Genomic DNA, 18,876 nt, shown 5'->3' with positions numbered 1-18,876 from the left:
TATGCCCCGAAAGCGGCAAAACATTGGATCTAATTTGTTAAGCCGCTGCTAATAATTGGGACGGAACCTTCATCATCCCTCTGATTAACCTCTGGCACAGTCTGAGAGCGGAACGTGACGCGGGCCAATTTGCCGTTTGGCTGTGGTCGCAGCGATACATTAAAGCTATATGAGCCTGCGTAGGCGCACCGGTATGATGCGGAGTAGGCGCCATTTGCAGGCCATAGGGCCACTAGAAACAATTCTAAGAGATCCGGCAGATACATGGTTTTTACTCTCGCGCTTCGTAACTTGTTGCACGATCGCGTTCGCCTGGCGGTTACGCTTATTGGTATCCTTTTCTCGATCGTCCTTGTGGCCGTGCAGCTCGGTCTCTACCTCGGCTCGAGCCGGATGATTACCGCCAACATCGCCCGGTCGAACGCTGATCTCATCGTCACCACCTATGGTGCCAAAAGCTTTGAGGACGGCGGTCTCCTGCTGGGAGACCGTGAACGCCATCAGGCCCTTGCCACTCCTGGCGTCGAGACCGTTTTGCCGCTCGTGGTAGCGTTCGCAGAATGGCGCAAGCCCGAGGGCGGTTCCTCCCGCGTCGTCCTAATCGGCAGCAACCTCGATGATCAGGGCCTCCTACCGTGGGGTTTGGTCGAAGGCTCCATCGAAGACATCAAGGCGCCGGACGCAATCGCGGTCGACCGCACGTACCTGAACGAGCTCGGCATCAATGGCATCGGCGACACTGCCCAGGCCGCGACCGGCCGCGTCAAGATCCGCGCACTGACTGAGGGCATACGCTCCTTCACACAATCGCCGTACGCATACACGACGCTCAGCCGAGCTCGGCAATTGCTGGGTGTTGACGACGACAAGACGACCTTCTTGCTCGTGAAGCTTGCGCCGGGTGCCAACATTACGGAAGTCCAGAAAGATCTCGCCAAGCGCTTGGATTCGGCCGACGTGCTGACCAAGGACGAGTTCGAAAGCCGTAGCTTGAAGCAGTGGCTGTTCCGCACGGGTGCCGGCTTGGCCCTCATCGGCGGCGCAATCCTCGGCAGCCTCGTCGGAACCGTCATCGTCGCTCAAACGCTGTACTCCAGCACGAAGGACCACATTCACGAGTTTGCAACGCTGCGCGCGCTCGGGTCCTCGAGAGGCTACATTTATAAGGTTATCCTGGCGCAAGCCGGCCTGAGCGCCATCATGGGTTACGTGCTCGGCATGGTAATTGCGCTAGTGATACTCTACTTGAGTAGGAATTCGTCGTTGCCGCTGGTGATGACGCCGGGCTTGGCCTTCTGGCTGTTCGCGCTGACGCTGTTCATGTGCGCGATCTCGGCGCTGTCTGCCATCGTCAAGGTCACGAAGATAGATCCGGCTACGGTGTTTTCGAGATGACAACGACCCCCGTCATGCAAGCGGACAATATCGTCAAGGAGCTTGGCTCCGGGGCAGGCTTGGTGGTCGCCGTCAAAGGCGTCTCGCTTGAACTGGTTCCCGGCGAGCTGACCCTGCTGATGGGGCCCTCGGGCTCCGGCAAGACGACGCTGCTCTCGATCCTCGGTTGCATTATGAAGCCGACGTCGGGAAGCATCCGCATCGCCGATACGCTGATTGATGGACTGTCCGCCGAAGCGCTGGCCAAGGTGCGCCGCGAGCACCTTGGTTTCATCTTCCAGTCCTACAACTTGTTTCCGACGTTGAATGCCATCGAGAACGTGCGCATCGCTCTCGATGTCAGAGGCGTCAAAGGTTTCGCTGCTACGAGCCGCTCGGAAGAGGTACTGCGAGAAGTGGGTCTGGGCCACCGCCTGACCAACTACCCGCGCAACCTGTCCGGCGGTGAACAGCAGCGAGTGGCGGTCGCTCGCGCGATCGCAAGTTCCCCCTCGATCGTACTCGCTGACGAACCGACAGCCGCGCTCGACAGCGAAAACGGACATGCCGTGATGGCGCTCCTGTCGCGTATCGCGAAGGAGCAGCATCGCAGCGTCCTGGCCGTAACGCATGACCCGAGAACCTTGGGCTACGCCGATCGCGTCGTACGCATCGAAGATGGAAGAATAGTCGGCGAAGAACGCCGGCCGGAAGGAATAGATTCCCCCGAAATCACGGATTTGACGAAGAGGCGCAAGCTGCATGCTTAAGAAGATTGACCCCACGGTAACGGCCATCCTGGCCGCCGGCGCGTTGGCGCTCATGGGTGGTTTTGCCATCAACTCCCTGACGCACAGCGAGACGATGTTCTCGGCCGTCACCGGCCCCGCGCACGCGGATCCTGCCGTCCCGGCTGCGCAATGGGCGGCATCCGCCACCGCGCGCGTCGAACCGAAGGACGGTGAAGTTCGCATCGCCAGCGAAGTCGGCGGCAAGATTGCCGAGGTCCTCGTTAGCACCAACGACCAAGTAAAAGCCGGCGATCTGCTGATCCGCCTCGACGACGATGACTACTACAACAAGATCGCAGCTGCTGCCGCTGAAGCCAGCGTGCGCGAGCGCGAACGCGCTGAAGAAGCCGCGACCGGTCCTGCTCTCGACCGCCGCAATGCTGAAGACGCGGTTGCCAAGGCGCAGCGTGCCGTTTTCGCCGCCCATGAGGCGTTTGACGCCGCCTACCGCGCGCAAAAGAAGGACAACGGCGACGCCGATGCGGTCGAAAAGGCCCGCAAGGATCTCGCCGACAAGGAAGCAGCTTTGTCGGCCGCTAAGGCGAAGCTGGCTCAGGTCAACGCCCAGCCCAACATGCCGCTGCAGCAGCGTCTGGAATCCTCGCTGGCGCTCGCCCGTTCGGACCTGACCTCGGCCGAGCTTGCGCTCGAGCGCACGCGCATTCGCGCCCCCGCTGACGGCACCGTCCTCAATGTCCTGGGACGCGTCGGTGAAACGGCCGTGCCGTCGCCCGAAAGCGCCGTCGTGGTCTTCGGCGACATGTCGAGCCTGCGCCTCCGCGCCGAAGTCGAAGAACGCGACGCTGCTCGCGTTCACGTCGGCCAGCGTGTCGTCGTGAAGGCAGATGCTTTCCCGGACAAGACCTTCGAAGGCACCGTGACCTCGATCTCGCAGTCGCTCGGTGCGCCGCGCATCGCAACGCGTGGTCCGCGCCGTCCCAACGACGTTGAAGTCGTGGAAGTCATGGTCTCGCTCGACGATCGCCCGCCGCTTTTCACGGGCATGCGCGTCGATACTTTCTTCAAGCTCGATCAGGCCGCCAACGCATCGAGCGGCACGAAGACCAACTGATCGAGTAAGACTCACAGTAAAAAAGGGCGTCCGCGATTGCCGCGGGCGCCCTTTTCGTTTTGCGATGCCGCTAAGGGGAAATGCCGGGTCAGGCCGCCGCCAACGCCGTCGAGTCGATTTGGGCCGCGAGCTGCGGATCAAGCCCAAGCTCCCGCGACAGCGAAGACAAAAACCGGTCCTCGGCCGGAGAGTTATCGGCAACCGCCAACCGGGCCATCGTGTAGAGCTGGATCGCTTCCTGTGGTGTTTCCACGGACGCGGCCAGTTCTTCGACGGAATGTGGATGATCGAGTTCGCGTGACAAGAACGCTTCGGACTCGCTGTCGAGACCTGCCCCTTTGAGACTGGACACGATCCCCTGCCGCTCGTTCGGGTCGAGGCGGCCGTCAGCGTAGGCGGCGGCGATCATGGCTTGCAGATAATGAACTGCTGCCTCATTCGTCATCGCTGCTGGCTCGAAACCTGAACCGGCCGGAGGCGGCTCAGTGGCCATTCCGCCGTCTGTTAGCCGGACGCCCTGGGCTCTGCGCTCCTCATCTGACTGGTCGCCTGAGAGCAGCGGCGCGCCTTTTTGGTAGTTTTGGATGGCCTTGTAGGCGAGACCGCCGATCATCGCGAGGGCGCCGAGCTTCGCCGCGCTCGTCGCAACCGACCGGCCTGTGCGCGTGCCGAGCAACAATCCGCCAAGCCCGCCGGCAGCCGCACTCGACGCCTCGGGATTGTTTTGGATGAGGCCTTTCAGTTTTTCGAGCATCGGCCCTGTCTGCGGGTCCGACGCGAGCCGGCCGAGAGCCTCGCTCGCACCGGTCTCCTGCCCGATGCGCTGCGAACCCTCCTTCACGCCTTCCGTGGCTTGCGTGAAGACGCGGCTCAAGATCTCGCCGATGCTGCTGCCGCCGGACGCCGAACCGCCTGCCCCGCTCAGACTGTCTCTGATCTGACCGAGGATGCTGCCGAAGTCTGGGGAACTCGTTTGCGCGGGCTGCCCAGGCTCAGCCGGTGATGGCGATTTCGATTGCGCCTGCGTCAGGCTTCGGCTGATTTGACCTAGGATATCGCCTACGCCGCCGCTGCTCGTTCCGCTTTGCGCGCTCTGGCCTCCGGCGCCTGCATTGCGAAGAATGTCATTCAAAATATCTCCAATGCTGCCGCCGGCTGGCGCGTTGTTGCCGTTGGGTTGCGGTGGAGTTGATGCACTCGCGGGTGCCGCGCCGCGAACAATACCTTCAAGTATGGATTTGGCGTCGAACATGTGAGGGGGCTCCTTCTGTTGCAGCCGCTCGGGCTGGAACGTAGGAACGCGCCGTGGCCAGCACAATCCGACGACCGATCAATCCTTTCGAAATTATTCCGCCGCGAGCGGCAGCGGACGTTTGCCAGAAGCATCCGCCGCTTTGCCCGATGCCGGGTGCTCATTCCCAGGCGGCTCATCGCGCGGACCGATGAAGCGGCCGAAAATGCGCTGCATGAGGTTCCCGAGATCGTCCATCACCGTGAAGAAGGACGGCACGAATACCAGAGACAGCAGCGTTGAAACGAGCAGCCCGCCAATGACAGCGATCGCCATTGGCGCGCGGAATTCACCGCCGTCGCCAAGCGCAAAGGCGCTGGGAAGCATGCCGGCCGCCATGGCGAGCGTCGTCATGATGATGGGTCGCGCCCGCTTACGTCCAGCATCGATAATCGCCGTGGCGCGGTCCACGCCCGCGGCAATCTCCTCGATCGCGAAATCGACAAGCATGATCGCGTTCTTCGTGACGATGCCCATCAACATCAGCAGGCCGATATAGACCGGCATGCTGATCGGATTGTTGGTGGCAAGCAGAGCTAGCACGACACCACCGAACGAGAGCGGCAACGACAGAAGAATCGTGATCGGCTGGAAGATGCTGCCGAAGAGCAAGATCAAAAGCCCGAGCACGATCAAGATGCCGGTTCCCATGGCCGTGATGAAGCCGTCGGCAACTTCGTCTTGAACCTCGGCGTCGCCCGAGGGCTGCAAGATCACCGACTTGGGCAGATCCAATCCGTTGACAACTTCGAGGAACCGATCGCGCGCGGTGCTCATAGCAACGCCGCGATCGAGATCGACGCCGATCACCGAGCGCCGCAGGCGATCGAAGCGTTCGACGGATGCAGGTCCGCGCCCGAACTCGACAGTCGCGACGGCCGTCAACGGAATGGCTTTGCCGTTGGCGTTGGTCACGCGCAACTGCTCGATCTGCTTGAGGTCTGCACGCGTGCTTTCCTCAAGCTGTACGCGGATCGGAATTTGCCGGTCGCCGATCGTAAATTTGGCGAGGTTGAAGCCCGCATCACCGATCGTTGCCACGCGAATGGCTTCCGCAATCTGATCGGGCGCAACGCCGAGGCGCGCGGCAACATCAAGGCGCGGAACGATGCGGATTTCGGGCCGCTCTGTGGAGCCGGAAGCTGCAACGTTGCGGAACCCCGGAACGCTGCGCAATGCCGTCTCGATCTTACCCGTCGCAACGTTGAGATCATCGCCATCGCGAGACAGCAGGGAGAACGAGAGCTCGCGCTCGCCCCGCTCGTTCACGTACCAGGCGCGCATGTCGGGAACGTCGGAAATTTTCGCAGCGATGATGGACTTCAGCTGCTTTTGGGTGAGCTTGCGCTCGTTCTTCGGAACGAGCTGCACGAAGAGCGCTGCGCGGCGTATCTCGAGCTGGCCGGTGGGGCTTGTGCCCCCGAGTACGAAAACCTGGGAGACTTCCGGAATGCTCCGCAGCGACTTCACGACCTCATCGGTCTTCGCAAGCGTTTCCGACAGCTGTGTTCCCGATGGCAGCTCGACGGAGACGACGACACGGGAAGTGTCCTCATCGGGGAGGAAGCCGGTCGGAAGCAACGTCGTCGCATAAATGGAAGCCGAGAAAAGCGCGACGCCGGAGACGAGCGTGACATAGCGCCAGCGCAGCGTCGCCGAAAGAAACCGCGTGTAAGCGCGCATGATCACGCCATCAACGTGCGGCTTTTCCGGAATGGGCCGCATGAGGTAGGCGGCCATCATGGGTGTTATGAGACGGGCGACCAACAGTGACACCAGCACCGCCACGGCAACTGTCATGCCGAACTGTCGGAAGTACTGACCCGCGATGCCGCCCATGAATGACACGGGCGCGAAAATCGCGACGATCGTGAACGTGATGGCGATAACGGCGAGGCCGATCTCGTCTGCGGCTTCGAGCGCGGCACGATAGGGCGATTTCCCCATGTGCATGTGGCGCACGATGTTTTCGATCTCGACGATCGCATCGTCGACGAGGATGCCTGTCGCGAGCGTAATGCCGAGCAGGCTGACGAGATTGAGCGAAAAGCCGAGCGAACTCATCGCCCAGAACGTGGGTATCGCGGCGAGCGGCAAGGCAATGGCGGCGATCGCTGTCGCGCGCCAGTTTCGCAGGAAGACGAAGACGACGAGCACCGCGAGAACAGCGCCCTCGACCAGCGTCTCCATGGCCGCAACATAGTTGCCGCGCGTGTAGGCCACGGCATCGTCAATCTTGGTCAGCTTGACCTGCGGGTATTCCGCTTCGAGGCTTTTAAGCGAGGCGTTGACGGCGTCCGCCACGGCAAGATCGCTTGTGCCCTTCGTGCGGAAAACCGAGAACGATACCACGGGCTGACCGTTCAAGCGCCCAAACGAGCGCTGCTCACTGGCATCATCGATGACACGGCCGAGATCCTTAAGGCGCACTTCGCGCCCGCCCGCGAGAATGATCTTCGCATCGGCCAAAGCCGCAACCTGCCGCGCGCCGGCAAGAGTGCGGATCGCTTGTTCCTGGCTGCCGACTTCGCCGCGGCCCGAACCCAGATCGACGTTGGTGGCGCGAACCTGCCTGTTCACCTCCGCCGCGGTGATGCCATAGGCGAGAAGCTTATCGGGATCGAGATTGATGCGGATCTCTCTGTCCACACCACCATAGCGCTCGACGCGGCCGACGCCTTTCGTTGCCTGCAGCTTGCGCTTGATGACGTCGTCCACGTGCCATGAAAGCTCTTCGAGCGTCATGCCGGGAGACGTCGCAGCAAACGACAGGATCGCTTGCCCTTCCACGTCGACCCGTTCGATGATGGGTTCATCGATCGTGAGTGGAAGATCGGCACGAATTTTCGCAACGGCGTCACGGACGTCGTTCAACGCGCGGTCGGTGTCTATTCCGAGCCGGAATTCGAGGACCGTCGCAGACAGTCCATCAGTGAGCGTCGAGGTAATGTGCTTGACGCCGGTAATGTTGGCGACGACGTCTTCGATGACTTTCGTCACCTGCGTTTCGAGTTCGGCCGGCGCAGCGCCCGACTGCGTAACCTTCACCGACACGATCGGAATGTCGATGTTGGGGAAACGCGTGACGGGCATGGATTTGAAGCTCAGCGCGCCGAGCAGCAGCAGCACCGCGAAGAGCACAATCGAAGGGACGGGCTGGCGGATCGCCCAGGCAGAGATATTGATGCGCATTATCTCGCCTCACTCAGCCGCGCTTCGGGCATGATAGGGCGCACGATGTCTCCGTCCCGGAGGAAGGTGCCGGCACGTGTGACGACGAGATCTCCCGCATCGACGCCATTTTTGATTTCGATAAGATCGCCGGTAACGAGACCGACCGTGACCGGCAGCTTTTGAACGGCGTCGTTCCTGACGACTTGTACGGATTGCACTCCGTGATCGAAGGCGACGGCGGAAGCCGGCACCGCGAGCCCGCGGCTCGACGCTGTCTCAATGCGTCCGCGGGCGTAGGAGCCGATGCGCAGCGCCGGGTTGACCCCAAGAAAGATCTTCACGCGGCCGAGGCGCGTCGCCTTGTCGACTTCGGGCGAGACGAGGCGAACCGTTCCTTCGAAGTCGCCGTTCTCCGGGACGGTGACGATGGCTTTCTGGCCGACCTTCACCTTCCGCAACTCGGTTTCAACGATCTCGGCATCGAGCTCGATTTCGCCGTTCTGAATGATGCGAAACATCGGCTCGCCGACAGCGGATGCCATTCCGCCGATGCGTCCCATGCGGCGGCTGATGACGCCGTCGGCAGGCGCGGTCACTTCCGTGTTTTGCCGGCGCCACAAGAGCTCACGGCGTTGCGCCTCAACTTGCGCCTTTTCCGCTTTCGCGGCACGAAGCCCGTCGCGCGCGGCGATGAGCTGTGCGGCCGTCGTATGCGCAGCACTTTCACGCTGATCGTATGTGGCCCCCGAGAGATATCCCGATTGCTTCAAGGGAACAGCACGTTCCAATTGTGCGGCGGCCTCTTTGGACTGCGCCTCCGATTGCACGATCTGGCTCTCGGCCTGCGCAATGGCAGCGTCCGACCGCGCCAGGTTCGCGTCGTTCTGCGCCAGCTGCGCATCGAGCTGCTCCGCAACGAGACGCGCGAGAACCTGGCCTTTTTTGACCTTGTCGCCTTCGTCCACAAGAAGCTCGAGAACGCGCAGGCCGTCGACCTCGGGTGAAACGAGGATCTCCTCGCGCGGGACCAGCGAGCCGGACACGGCGGCCGTCTCGACGAAGTTCTCAATTGCAACTTTCGAAACGGTAACGGCCGGAGCCGCGACCGGCTTTGCAGCTGCCAGCCTCTCGGCCTGCACCTGCGCCGTGTGCTTCTTTTGCAGGTAGATATAGCCGCCTCCGGCGACCACGCCCACCACGAGCATGCCCGCGAAAAGCCTTCTGAGCGTCATCGGCGTGCCTCGCGTGCGGAGATCTTTGAGATGGAAGCTTTCCGGTTTGCCGCTGTCGTCTTCGCGGCCGCGCGGTTGGCTGGATGCTTCGTTGGATTGAGCAAGCTGCCGATGAGGCCGATCACGACAGGCAGCACGGGGCGCATATCGTCGTGAGGATAGATGGCGCGTCGCCAGAACATTCCATCGCCGATGATATTGAAGACGCTCACCAGCGTCTCGATGTCGGTCGAGGGCGCAATGCGACCTTCATCTTGAAGACGCCTGAACAAGGCTTCGAAGTTGTCCGAGCAGAATTTGTCGACGCTCATGAAGATTTCGGCGATGCGCGGATTGCGCGTCGCCTCAATGCCCATCTCGATGGCGAAGCGCTGCTTCTCCGGGCCCTGATCGACGAGATAATGCTCCCCGATCTCGGAGAGAGCCTCGAGAAAATCGGGCGCTTCCGCGAGCGCAGCGAACCGCTCCGCAAACTCCGCCCTGTCCCGTTCGCATAGACCGGCAATCAGAGCTTCTTTGCTGTCGAAATAGACGTAGAGAGCGCCCGGGCTCACTTCGGCTTCCCGGCAGATCGTCTGCATCGTGGTGGCGTGAAATCCACCTTCAGAGAAGCATCGAAGAGCTGCGTCGAGGATGTGCTCTCGCCGCGCGCGCTGCGTGTCTGGTTTCAGCTTTGGCATGGCTGCAGATGGCCCGTCCGGAGAAGAGATAAACGAATGGGCATTCTGTTTGGGGGGAGATTGCGGAAATGGCAAGGCGAACAGGTGTTCGTTTTGGAAAATATTTCGAGAGTGGCTGGCGCAACTCAGCCACGTCCGGAATTTCCCAGCGGTCCAACAGCCGATGATCGAAAGAAGCTTCGCGAAAAAAGAGGAGCAGTAGGTCCCGCAGCCCACCGCTCCTCTCTTGACCGCCCGAACCGGAGGCCGGGCGGATCTCTCCGTCTTGCAAACTACGAAAGCTGCGCAGGTGCTTGCCGGATGGCCGCCGCGCACACTCTGCAAGATCGGTTTATATTCTCGAAAGTGTGGTTCGCCTCATAACGGGCGCCCTTTGAAATAGGTTCGAAATACGCAACGACAATAAATGCATCGAATAAAAATCGTGCCTCGGAAAAAAAAGCGCCGCGCCGGTAACCGGATGCGCGCGAGACGTCTGTCCTGCTTGTCTATAGCGCACTTTTCGCGATGCCGGATTCGCAAAACGCCGAATGTCGAGGCGGCGATGCGATCTCTCGCAAGGTGAGATTGAAAAGCCTCACGCCCATCAAGGTGCGCAAGGGGTGCCCGTGAAAATGCACAAGGTTCCGGCCGGGCCGCTAAGGCAACGCTCTTCGGTGTCTTGCGCTCGGGCCCAATTTGCGAAGCTCGGGCCAAGTTTAGGAATGGCTCGCACCTTTGCGCGCCAATTCGCGCGCGCCTTCGTCTTTGCAAGCCAAGTGTAGCGAGCCTCTTCACCGCGCGCGACGACGGGCGAGGACGCGCAGCTGACTGCGGAAACCTGACTTGAGAACGAAGCGAGGAAAAGCAACGAAAGCGCGAGAGCCAAAGTCTTCCCGCGAGCCTTTCCCATGTTCATCCCTCCCGAATCCCGAGCCGCCCTTGTCGATCGATTATCGCCATCGCACTCAATATTGGAAGAGCACATTGATGTTTCCGTAAGCCGACGCAGAGGCGGCTGACCACTCATCGACGCGCCATATTCCGCCTCCAGCCACCGACAGCTCGCCGCCCGTCCATTCATAACGGGTGAAGAGACCGGCGCGCCCGTTCCAAGCGTTCTCGCCCGTTTCGATATTCTTGTCGTAGCGAAGCTCAGGTCCGATCGAGAACGCGGGTGACACGCGCCAGCCCGATCTCCACCGGGCAGAAGATTCATCGCGCGCCGTCGAATAACTGAGGTCGAGCGACGTCCAGGAATGAGTATCGACGGTGAGCCAAAGCTCCAAAGCGCCCTTGATGCCGACTTGCGTTCCGTCGTCTTCGCCGTTGGGATCGCGCGTGAGATGCCGTTCAGTTGACATCGATGCACCTGCGAACGCTTTGGCCGTCAGACGGCCGAGCTGAAGGTAATATCCAAGAAGCGCCTCGGCATATGAGTGCGCGACCTCGAAGTGCTGCGGCGCCCGCCCATCTTCACCGCAAATGTCATTGAGTACGGCGATGCCGCAGTTCGCGTGTGGGGCGACGCTGTCGTAACCGTACCGGCCGTACCCGCCGCCGAGACGAAGTCGCCATCCGTTGCTGTAGATGTCGGGGCTCCGGAGCGCGAACGTCATCCCTGAATATGCCAGCCACTGATCGCGTGCGGCGTCGAAGCCGCCATATGCTTCTCGCCAGCCGTATTGCGCGGGCGGTTCGCTGGATTGGGCTTGTAAGGGATGCGCCAGAAGCGACTGCGCCGCCGCGCTGCCCGTCAGGGCGATCACGCGGAAAAAGCCCCAACCCCGGCTTCCCACAGCATGCAACATGCAACGCAAACACTTCTACAGAACACCTATTAACCAATGTGAACATAACGCGTGGCGCGCTGAACATCGTCAAGTGAACGCAAGATGAACTCAGAAAATACTTCTGCTCACAATCAGAAGTACGTGAAATTAAGAAGTATATAACCAAGGTTGTGCAGCATGCCTTAGGCCAGTTTGATTTGGCCGAAGGGGGAATCGACCACCCGGAGCCGCGGCGGGCAATGCAGACGGCCTGAGTTGGAATAATCGGACGTCGAATTTGATCAGCGAAGCACGCATCTGTGAACGGTCGCCACTGGGCTGTCGTGATACTGACCAACAATTAGCGCAAGGTAGAACTAACCGCGCACAAGCATAAAGAACGGGCCTAGAGGGCCCCAGCATATTTTGTGTCTGGGAGGACGCAGCAATGGCTTATGAGGCAGTCGCGCGAGCGGCGAATACTTCCCTGTACTATGATTTCTATCAGCAAGCCTTTGAAATGGCGGACACGACCTCACTCTTCTGGCAGCCTTTCCTCAAGGCAGCAGGGCGGACGCAACTTGAGGTCGCAAGTTTGCATGCACGCCAGGCCCGGGCATTCGTGCATTGGGCACATCGTGTGATGCAGCCGGCGGCTCCCGCGGACGTCTATGCCGCCCATGCCGAACTCTGGGCGACGATTGCCGGCCATTATATGGAGAGCGTCCCGCGCGTGGCAGCGGCGGTGGAGAAGGCGGCCGAGGCCGTTTCGCCGACGGTCCTACCGATGCCGCCGAGGCAGAATAGAGACGGCCTGATCCTGCTCGATCGTCAAACCCCAGGCGAAGGCGCCGAGCGCAGGGTCGCCTAAAGGGGCCTCAACGCTCCGATACAACTTCAGGGCCGATGGGCTTAACCAGCCGATCGGCCTTTATCATTTGAGTTCGCTCAAAGCGTCGCCGAAGCCTTTGAGCGAGATCGGAATGCCGATGCCCGCTTCCTCAGTCTGGAAGATAATGAAGATGGCCGTCTTGCCCGTCTTCAGCTGCTCGACCAGAGGATCCTCGACCACCACCTGCGCATAGCACGCGAAGCTATGGCAGCGCAGGAACGGCGCATGCCCGACATCCTTGTCATCAATCTTGAGGCCGAGCCCGGGGGGCAGCAGCACGCCGAGCGGCGCGAAAACCCTGAGCACTCGGGTCCCATTCGAAAACTTCTGGAAGTAGACCGTCAGGCCGATGTTGTTCTTGTCCTCAGCCGTGACGCTCTGGACGAGGGCGCAGACCGGATTTTTGGATCCAGCGGGCGGGTCCTTGCAGACGACCTGCCAATCGCCATGCTGCGACTTTACCGTTCCCTCCGGCGCATCGACCGCGAAAGCCGGGGAGGCCGTCACCAGTATCGCCGCCATTTGTGCAACTGCGAGAAGCACGAGCAGCTGCGCCCCCTTGCTGCTCTTCTTTGAGATGGCAACAACTTTGTTCAAACGCGTGAGCGGAAGGCGGCGGCTCCAGAAGCCCGTTTTTTGCGGTGACAAAAAGATGGTCCTTGCTTTCGCGGGCGAAGCCCAGTGGTAAAAGCAGCTGAGAAGAGCGCGCTTCGTCGTCTAGGAATCCGGCCGAATTCTGTCGCGGAGGCTGACGCCACCCACAGTATTGGAGTATGGATTTGCCAATCCGGTACAGTGGTTTCGCGAAGAAATGACGCAGAAAGCTTGACTTGAGAGCGACGAACGGATTGTGCTCTTTATCGACCCGCCTTAACAAATCGATGAGGCATACGTCCGCAGCGACTGCGGGGCGATCTCGGTCGAAAGCCGGGCAACAAACAAACGGAAAATGACACGCCGGCCCGGGGTGTCAGGAAAAAGTAGCTGGGAGGCTGTCGGTACAGGGGGATCTGAACCGACAAATTGGGAGCGAAGGAATGTCGAATAGGATGTGTGGCGCGGTTGCCGTACTGGCAGCCGCGTGTTTGGCGATTGCCCTCGGCGGGCTTTCTCCTGCCATGGCCGGCCTTGGTCAGCCGACCCCTGGCGAGCTTGGTCTGCAGCTCCCTGCGACCGACAATATGGGGCAGATCTTCGACCTGTTTCACCTGATCAACACGATCATCACGGTCATCGTTCTCTTCGTTCTCGTGTTGATGGTCTACGTAATGTACCGCTTCAACGAGAAGCGGAACCCGACCCCCTCCAGAACCTCGCATAACACCATGCTTGAGGTTGCTTGGACGATCCTCCCGATCCTGATCCTCGTCGGCATTTCTATTCCCTCCTTCCATCTCCTCTTCGACCAGTACGCTTTCCCCAAGCCCGACCTGACCATCAAGGCGACCGGCAACGCTTGGTTCTGGGAGCATGAATACGTCGACGATGGCTTCACCATCACGTCGAACATGGTGAACGACGAGGACATCATCCGCGCCAAGATCGGCGACGAGGCCTACGATCAACAGTTCGGCTCGCTGCAGGGTGCAGAACTCCACAACGCCCTCTACAAAGCTTCGCTTCCGCTGTGGAACGAGGAAAAGAAGCTTCGCCGCTTGACCGTCGATCAAGAGGTTGCTGTTCCTGTCAATAAGGTTGTCGACGTTCTGGTCACGTCCAACGACGTCATTCACTCGTGGACGATCCCGTCCTTCGGCGTAAAGATGCAGGCCGTTCCCGGTCGCGTTTCGGCCGTCTGGTTCAAGGCCACGAAGGTCGGCTCCTATCACGGTCAGTGCGCCGTGCTATGCGGCAAGCTTCATTCAGCCATGCCGATCACCATTCGTGTTGTGGACCAGCCGGTCTATGATGCATGGATTGCGGCGATCAAGGCCAAGGACAAGAAGAAGGCCCAGCAGATCCTCAACGAGGACACTGCGAGCAAAGTTGACTTCGGGTCGGTAGCTCAGGCGCAGGAACGGCAGTGAAGAACTGCCGGGCGCTAGCTCGACAAATCTGACGCTCAAGAAAAAAAGTTCGGACAAAACTACCGGGACAAGGGCTCTACGAAATGGGAAGCACCGCATACGCAACGGACGAGGGGCACGACCACGCCCCGCCGTTCTTCAAACGATGGTTCTATTCGACGAACCATAAAGACATCGGCACCCTCTATCTGCTCTTCGCGATGTTCGCAGGCATCATCGGCCTGTTCCTATCGGTCGTGATGCGAATGGAGCTTCAGGAGCCGGGCCTCCAATACTTCGCCAACGAAGGCATCTATAACGTCTTCGTTACGGGCCACGGTCTGATCATGGTCTTCTTCATGGTCATGCCGGCCATGATCGGCGGCTTCGGCAACTGGTTTGTGCCTTTGATGATCGGCGCGCCGGACATGGCGTTCCCGCGCATGAACAACATCTCGTTCTGGCTGCTGCCTGCAGCTTTCACGCTGTTGCTCATCTCGATGTTCGTTCCGGGCGCCGCTGACACGGACGGTGTCGGCACGGGTTGGATTCTTGTTGCTCCCCTTTCGGAGCGCATCGGCCATCCGGGACCCGCGGTCGACTTCGGCATCCTGGCGCTTCACCTTGCCGGTGCCTCCTCGATCCTTGGCGCGATCAACTTCATCACCACCATCTTCAACATGCGCGCTCCTGGCATGACGCTGCACAAGATGCCGCTCTTTGCCTGGTCGGTGCTCGTCACAGCGTTCCTGCTGCTTCTGTCGCTGCCCGTTCTGGCCGGCGCCATCACGATGCTGCTGACGGACCGTAACTTCGGGACCACCTTCTTTGACCCCGCAGGCGGTGGCGATCCGCTGCTCTACGCGCATCTTTTCTGGTTCTTCGGCCACCCCGAAGTCTACATTCTCATCCTGCCGGGCTTCGGCATGATCAGCCACATCGTGTCGACGTTCTCGCGCAAGCCGATCTTCGGCTACCTCGGCATGGCGTACGCGATGGTTGCCATCGGTCTCGTCGGCTTCGTCGTGTGGGCGCACCACATGTACACGGCCGGTATCAGTGTAGACACGCAGGCCTACTTCATGTTCGCGACGATGGTCATCGCGGTGCCGACTGGCATCAAGGTGTTCTCGTGGATCGCGACGATGTGGGGTGGCTCGCTGCAGTTCCGCGTTCCCATGCTTTGGGCGCTGGGCTTCATCTTCCTCTTCACGATCGGTGGCGTGACGGGCGTTATGTGCTCCAACGCGGGCGTCGACCGCTCGCTGCACAACACCTATTACGTCGTAGCGCACTTCCACTACGTGCTGTCGCTCGGCGCCGTGTTCTCGATCTTCGCGGGCTGGTACTACTGGTTCCCGAAAATGTCGGGCTACATGTACAATGAGACGCTCGGTAAGCTTCACTTCTGGCTGACCTTCATCGGCGCCAACGTGCTCTTCTTCCCGCAGCATTTCCTTGGACTGTCGGGCATGCAGCGCCACTACGCTGACTATCCGGAAGCGTTCACGTTCTGGAACCGCGTCTCGTCGATCGGCTCCTACATCACGACGGCTGGCGTTGTCGTGTTCCTCTTCGCGATGTTCTACGCCTACTTCATCCGCAAGGAGAAGGCGGCTGGCAACCCGTGGGGCGCTGGAGCAACGACACTGGAATGGACGCTGTCTTCACCGCCTCCGTTCCACTCGTACGAAACGCTGCCGCGCATCGCTGCGACGGAGCATCACTGACGAAATGGGTAAGCGGCGGGGCAAGCCATTGCCCCGCCGCCTCCCAGAATTATTGCAACAGAAATTTTTGACGGCACCCGCGATATGAGCATTCAAAGTGAAGTTGGCCAAGCTGACCTGACGCTGGAACCCAGCGTTAGCGATTTCATTCAGCTGATGAAGCCGCGGGTCATGACGCTCGTCGTTTTCACGGCGCTGGCTGCGATGCTCGCCGCGCCCGGACCTATCAATCCCATTCTTGGCTTCATCGCCATCATCTCCATCGCCATTGGAGCGGGCGCCTCGGGCGCCCTTAACATGTGGTATGACGCCGACATCGATGCCCGCATGGCGCGCACTGCCGCTCGTCCTTTGCCGCGCGGTCGCGTCACCGGCGACGAAGCCCTGAATTTCGGCGGAGTCTTGAGCGTCTGCTCTGTTTTGACGCTCGGCGTGCTCGTCAACTGGACCGCGGGCGCGCTGCTCGCCGTGACGATCGCTTTCTACCTCTTCGTCTACACGATGTGGCTGAAGCGGCGGACGCCCTACAACATCGTCATCGGCGGTGCCGCAGGTGCGTTCCCTCCGATGGTCGGCTGGGCCGCTGTCACGGGCAGCATCAGCCTCGATAGCATCTTGCTGTTCCTCATCATCTTCATGTGGACCCCGCCGCACTTCTGGGCGCTGTCTCTCTATCGTTGCCGGGATTACGAGCGCGTCGGCGTGCCGATGCTGCCGGTCGTGGCTGGTCTCGCCGAGACGCGTAAGCAGATCCTTCTCTACTCGATCGCGCTCGTGCCGCTCGCTGTTGTGCCGTACTTCACGGGCCTTGGCGGCTTGACGTACCTCGTCAGCTCTGTGGTGCTCGGCGCCGTATTCCTGGCACTCGCTGTTCGCGTCTACTTCACGACCGAAGGCCGCGAGGCCGATAAGGCGGCGCGCCAGCTCTTCTGGTTCTCGATCCTATATTTGTACGTGCTGTTTGCCGTTCTTTTCAGCGAAGCAATATTCCATCGTTTTTTTGCGTGAGGCTCCTTTGACCAACGATCCCAATACCCACCAACGTCTCGATCCGGCCGCGGAGAAAATCCGGCGCCGCCGTTCGATCGCCATCGCGTTGACGCTTGGCTTCATGGTTGTGGCATTCTACGTCGCGACCTTCGTTCACCTCGGTGCCAACGCCGTAAGAGGGCAGATGTAGCGATGGAGAAGGGCGAGACCGTGCAGCAGGATAATCAAGACGCCGCCAAGGCCGGCCGCAACAACCGGCGGGCCGTGATTGGCTGCCTTGCCGCGCTCGGCGTCATGGGCGCGATTACCGCTGCCTCGCCCACCCTCTACACGATGTTCTGCAAGGCGACCGGCTATGGCGGCACCACGCAGCGTGCTGACAGCAATACAAGCTCCGCGATCGACCGCGTCGTGACGGTTCGCTTCGATTCCAACGTTGCCCCGGGCCTTCCCTGGACCTTCAAGCCGGACGTCGCGAAGATGGACGTGAAGGTCGGCGAGACGACGCTCGCCTTCTACCGGGCAACGAACAATTCCGATAAGCCGGTGAAGGGCCACGCGATCTTCAACGTCACGCCCGAAGCCTTCGGCTCCTACTTCAACAAAATCGAATGCTTCTGCTTTACGGAGCAGACGCTTCAACCCAACCAGACGGTAGAAATGCCGGTGACGTTCTTCCTCGACCCCAAGCTCGTCGAAGATAAATCCACCGCATCGCTGTCAGAGTTGACGCTGTCGTATTCTTTCTACCCGTCCGAGCCGAAGGCGACGACTGCCGCGGCTGCGCCGCCGCAGCCGAAAACGGGGGGCTGAAAGAGTGCAGATTGAAGAAAGCCAAGAAAGGATTTGGAAGCGAGACAAGGCGATAAGAACCGCCGAATTGAACTTTCGATCTAAGCAAGAACGGGCCAGAGCCTGAAGGGGACGGAGACGGAAATGGCTGATACCCACGCGAAGCATCATGATTATCATCTCGTAAATCCGAGCCCTTGGCCGATTGCGTCCTCGCTGTCGGCGCTCGTCATGGCGATCGGCGCGATCGCGTGGATGCGCACCCATGCCGATGGTGAGGGCGTCCTCGGCGTCCACGGTTCTTGGCTCTTCTGGGTTGGCGCCGCCGCGGTCGTGGCTTCCGCGTGGGCCTGGTGGCTCGACGTCATCCGCGAAGCCAATCAGGGCTATCAGACGCCGGTCGTCCAGCTGCACCTGCGCTACGGCATGATCCTGTTCATCGCGTCCGAAGTGATGTTCTTCGTTGCCTGGTTCTGGGCCTATTTCGACGTCGCTCTCTTTCCCGCGGGCGTCCACGAACTCCTGAACAACCCTGGTCAGACGGTCGGCCTCGTTGCTCGTGATCAGCTCTTCGGCGGCCATTGGCCCCCGGCAGCCGTTGATCCGACGGCGGCCACGGTCCCGGGCTACTTCCAGCACACATTCAACCCCTGGGGCCTCCCGCTCGTCAACACGCTGATCCTGTTGCTCTCGGGCTGCACGGTAACCTGGGCGCATCACGCGCTTCTCAAGAACGATCGCCGCGGCCTGATCATCGGCCTCGCGCTGACCGTCGTGCTCGGCATGACCTTCACGGCCCTCCAGGCCGTCGAGTACAGCCACGCCGCGTTCAGCTTCGCTGGCCACAGCTACGGTGCGACCTTCTTCATGGCGACCGGCTTCCACGGCTGGCACGTGATCATCGGTACCATCTTCCTGCTCGTCTGCTTGATCCGGGCTATCCGCGGAGCCTTCACGCCGCAGCAGCATTTCGGCTTCGAGGCGGCCGCTTGGTACTGGCACTTCGTCGACGTCGTCTGGCTGTTCCTCTTCGCCTGCATTTACGTGTGGGGCGCAGGTCCGGCCGCTGGCGGCGCTCACTGAGAGCCGTAGGCTTTGAGC

Annotated in this window: 16 protein-coding genes; 10 read left to right on the top strand and 6 right to left on the bottom strand. The window is 60.7% G+C overall.

What is annotated here, in order from left to right; all coding sequences use genetic code 11:
* Positions 1 to 264 precede the first annotated feature (264 nt).
* From VFG26_RS10385 to VFG26_RS10375, 3 genes are read left to right on the top strand one after another with little or no spacing between them, the layout of a single operon-like run.
* Entirely contained in the window at positions 265 to 1,395 is a 1,131-nt protein-coding gene (locus VFG26_RS10385; RefSeq protein WP_325024959.1) for an ABC transporter permease, read from the top strand.
* The gene (locus VFG26_RS10380; RefSeq protein ID WP_325024958.1) at positions 1,392 to 2,144 is read left to right on the top strand and encodes an ABC transporter ATP-binding protein; all 753 of its coding nucleotides are present in this window, start codon (positions 1,392 to 1,394) and stop codon (positions 2,142 to 2,144) included. Before VFG26_RS10385 ends, VFG26_RS10380 begins: the two co-directional genes overlap by 4 nt.
* Positions 2,137 to 3,237, top strand: coding sequence for an HlyD family secretion protein (locus tag VFG26_RS10375; RefSeq protein WP_325024956.1), 1,101 nt, complete (start codon positions 2,137 to 2,139; stop codon positions 3,235 to 3,237). The genes VFG26_RS10380 and VFG26_RS10375 overlap by 8 nt, the downstream gene beginning before the upstream one ends.
* An 88-nt stretch (positions 3,238 to 3,325) precedes the next feature.
* On the opposite strand, the gene VFG26_RS10370 is transcribed toward VFG26_RS10375, so the two are convergent.
* From VFG26_RS10370 to bcsS, 5 genes are all read right to left on the bottom strand, one after another.
* Complete coding sequence (locus VFG26_RS10370) at positions 3,326 to 4,489, bottom strand: tellurite resistance TerB family protein (protein ID WP_325024954.1); 1,164 nt, start codon at positions 4,487 to 4,489, stop codon at positions 3,326 to 3,328.
* Between the two features lie 93 nt (positions 4,490 to 4,582).
* Positions 4,583 to 7,720 (bottom strand): efflux RND transporter permease subunit, encoded by a 3,138-nt coding sequence (locus VFG26_RS10365; RefSeq protein ID WP_325024952.1) that lies wholly within the window; start codon positions 7,718 to 7,720, stop codon positions 4,583 to 4,585.
* Complete coding sequence (locus tag VFG26_RS10360; RefSeq protein ID WP_325024950.1) at positions 7,720 to 8,934, bottom strand: efflux RND transporter periplasmic adaptor subunit; 1,215 nt, start codon at positions 8,932 to 8,934, stop codon at positions 7,720 to 7,722. The genes VFG26_RS10365 and VFG26_RS10360 overlap by 1 nt, the downstream gene beginning before the upstream one ends.
* Positions 8,931 to 9,614, bottom strand: a complete 684-nt coding sequence (locus VFG26_RS10355) for a TetR/AcrR family transcriptional regulator (protein WP_325024948.1) — start codon at positions 9,612 to 9,614, stop codon at positions 8,931 to 8,933. Before VFG26_RS10355 ends, VFG26_RS10360 begins: the two co-directional genes overlap by 4 nt.
* Positions 9,615 to 10,561: 947 nt before the next feature.
* Positions 10,562 to 11,404 carry a cellulose biosynthesis protein BcsS gene (bcsS, locus tag VFG26_RS10350; RefSeq protein ID WP_325024945.1) on the bottom strand — a complete coding sequence of 281 codons (843 nt, stop codon included), beginning with the start codon at positions 11,402 to 11,404 and terminating at the stop codon, positions 10,562 to 10,564.
* 409 nt (positions 11,405 to 11,813) lie between these two features.
* Between bcsS and VFG26_RS10345 the strand changes: the two genes are divergently transcribed.
* Entirely contained in the window at positions 11,814 to 12,236 is a 423-nt protein-coding gene (locus VFG26_RS10345; RefSeq protein ID WP_325024943.1) for a hypothetical protein, read from the top strand.
* A 63-nt stretch (positions 12,237 to 12,299) separates the two neighbouring features.
* On the opposite strand, the gene VFG26_RS10340 is transcribed toward VFG26_RS10345, so the two are convergent.
* On the bottom strand, positions 12,300 to 12,779 hold the full coding sequence (locus VFG26_RS10340) for an invasion associated locus B family protein (RefSeq protein ID WP_325025075.1): 480 nt from the start codon (positions 12,777 to 12,779) through the stop codon (positions 12,300 to 12,302).
* Between the two features lie 515 nt (positions 12,780 to 13,294).
* Here VFG26_RS10340 and coxB point away from each other — a divergent pair.
* The 6 genes from coxB to VFG26_RS10310 all read left to right on the top strand — a co-directional run bounded on the left by coxB (position 13,295) and on the right by VFG26_RS10310 (position 18,858).
* Entirely contained in the window at positions 13,295 to 14,284 is a 990-nt protein-coding gene (gene coxB / locus VFG26_RS10335) for a cytochrome c oxidase subunit II (protein ID WP_325024941.1), read from the top strand.
* Positions 14,285 to 14,367: 83 nt separating this feature from the next.
* Complete coding sequence (gene ctaD, locus VFG26_RS10330) at positions 14,368 to 15,993, top strand: cytochrome c oxidase subunit I (RefSeq protein WP_325024940.1); 1,626 nt, start codon at positions 14,368 to 14,370, stop codon at positions 15,991 to 15,993.
* Between the two features lie 84 nt (positions 15,994 to 16,077).
* Positions 16,078 to 17,001 carry a heme o synthase gene (locus tag VFG26_RS10325; RefSeq protein ID WP_325024938.1) on the top strand — a complete coding sequence of 308 codons (924 nt, stop codon included), beginning with the start codon at positions 16,078 to 16,080 and terminating at the stop codon, positions 16,999 to 17,001.
* A 7-nt stretch (positions 17,002 to 17,008) separates the two neighbouring features.
* On the top strand, positions 17,009 to 17,173 hold the full coding sequence (locus VFG26_RS10320) for a protein CoxF (RefSeq protein WP_325024936.1): 165 nt from the start codon (positions 17,009 to 17,011) through the stop codon (positions 17,171 to 17,173).
* Positions 17,174 to 17,175: 2 nt separating this feature from the next.
* Positions 17,176 to 17,796 (top strand): cytochrome c oxidase assembly protein, encoded by a 621-nt coding sequence (locus VFG26_RS10315; protein ID WP_325024934.1) that lies wholly within the window; start codon positions 17,176 to 17,178, stop codon positions 17,794 to 17,796.
* A gap of 123 nt (positions 17,797 to 17,919) precedes the next feature.
* Positions 17,920 to 18,858 carry a cytochrome c oxidase subunit 3 gene (locus tag VFG26_RS10310; protein WP_325024932.1) on the top strand — a complete coding sequence of 313 codons (939 nt, stop codon included), beginning with the start codon at positions 17,920 to 17,922 and terminating at the stop codon, positions 18,856 to 18,858.
* Positions 18,859 to 18,876: the final 18 nt, after the last annotated feature.

The organism is Hyphomicrobium sp. (assembly GCF_035687085.1).
In the GTDB taxonomy this organism is placed as follows: domain Bacteria; phylum Pseudomonadota; class Alphaproteobacteria; order Rhizobiales; family Hyphomicrobiaceae; genus Hyphomicrobium_B.
The sequence above is the reverse complement of the archived record's forward strand: the minus strand, read 5'-3'. Positions and strand labels throughout refer to the sequence as shown.

Bases quoted from the DNA above. Each gene is read 5' to 3' on its own strand.
- VFG26_RS10355 (WP_325024948.1), bottom strand. From the start codon at position 9,614: ATGCCAAAGCTGAAACCAGACACGCAGCGCGCGCGGCGAGAGCACATC.
- VFG26_RS10370 (WP_325024954.1), bottom strand. From the start codon at position 4,489: ATGTTCGACGCCAAATCCATACTTGAAGGTATTGTTCGCGGCGCGGCA.
- VFG26_RS10325 (WP_325024938.1), top strand. From the start codon at position 16,078: ATGAGCATTCAAAGTGAAGTTGGCCAAGCTGACCTGACGCTGGAACCC.
- bcsS (WP_325024945.1), bottom strand. From the start codon at position 11,404: ATGTTGCATGCTGTGGGAAGCCGGGGTTGGGGCTTTTTCCGCGTGATC.
- VFG26_RS10380 (WP_325024958.1), top strand. From the start codon at position 1,392: ATGACAACGACCCCCGTCATGCAAGCGGACAATATCGTCAAGGAGCTT.
- VFG26_RS10375 (WP_325024956.1), top strand. From the start codon at position 2,137: ATGCTTAAGAAGATTGACCCCACGGTAACGGCCATCCTGGCCGCCGGC.
- VFG26_RS10340 (WP_325025075.1), bottom strand. From the start codon at position 12,779: ATGGCGGCGATACTGGTGACGGCCTCCCCGGCTTTCGCGGTCGATGCG.
- VFG26_RS10310 (WP_325024932.1), top strand. From the start codon at position 17,920: ATGGCTGATACCCACGCGAAGCATCATGATTATCATCTCGTAAATCCG.
- ctaD (WP_325024940.1), top strand. From the start codon at position 14,368: ATGGGAAGCACCGCATACGCAACGGACGAGGGGCACGACCACGCCCCG.
- coxB (WP_325024941.1), top strand. From the start codon at position 13,295: ATGTCGAATAGGATGTGTGGCGCGGTTGCCGTACTGGCAGCCGCGTGT.
- VFG26_RS10315 (WP_325024934.1), top strand. From the start codon at position 17,176: ATGGAGAAGGGCGAGACCGTGCAGCAGGATAATCAAGACGCCGCCAAG.
- VFG26_RS10385 (WP_325024959.1), top strand. From the start codon at position 265: ATGGTTTTTACTCTCGCGCTTCGTAACTTGTTGCACGATCGCGTTCGC.
- VFG26_RS10360 (WP_325024950.1), bottom strand. From the start codon at position 8,934: ATGACGCTCAGAAGGCTTTTCGCGGGCATGCTCGTGGTGGGCGTGGTC.
- VFG26_RS10345 (WP_325024943.1), top strand. From the start codon at position 11,814: ATGGCTTATGAGGCAGTCGCGCGAGCGGCGAATACTTCCCTGTACTAT.
- VFG26_RS10365 (WP_325024952.1), bottom strand. From the start codon at position 7,720: ATGCGCATCAATATCTCTGCCTGGGCGATCCGCCAGCCCGTCCCTTCG.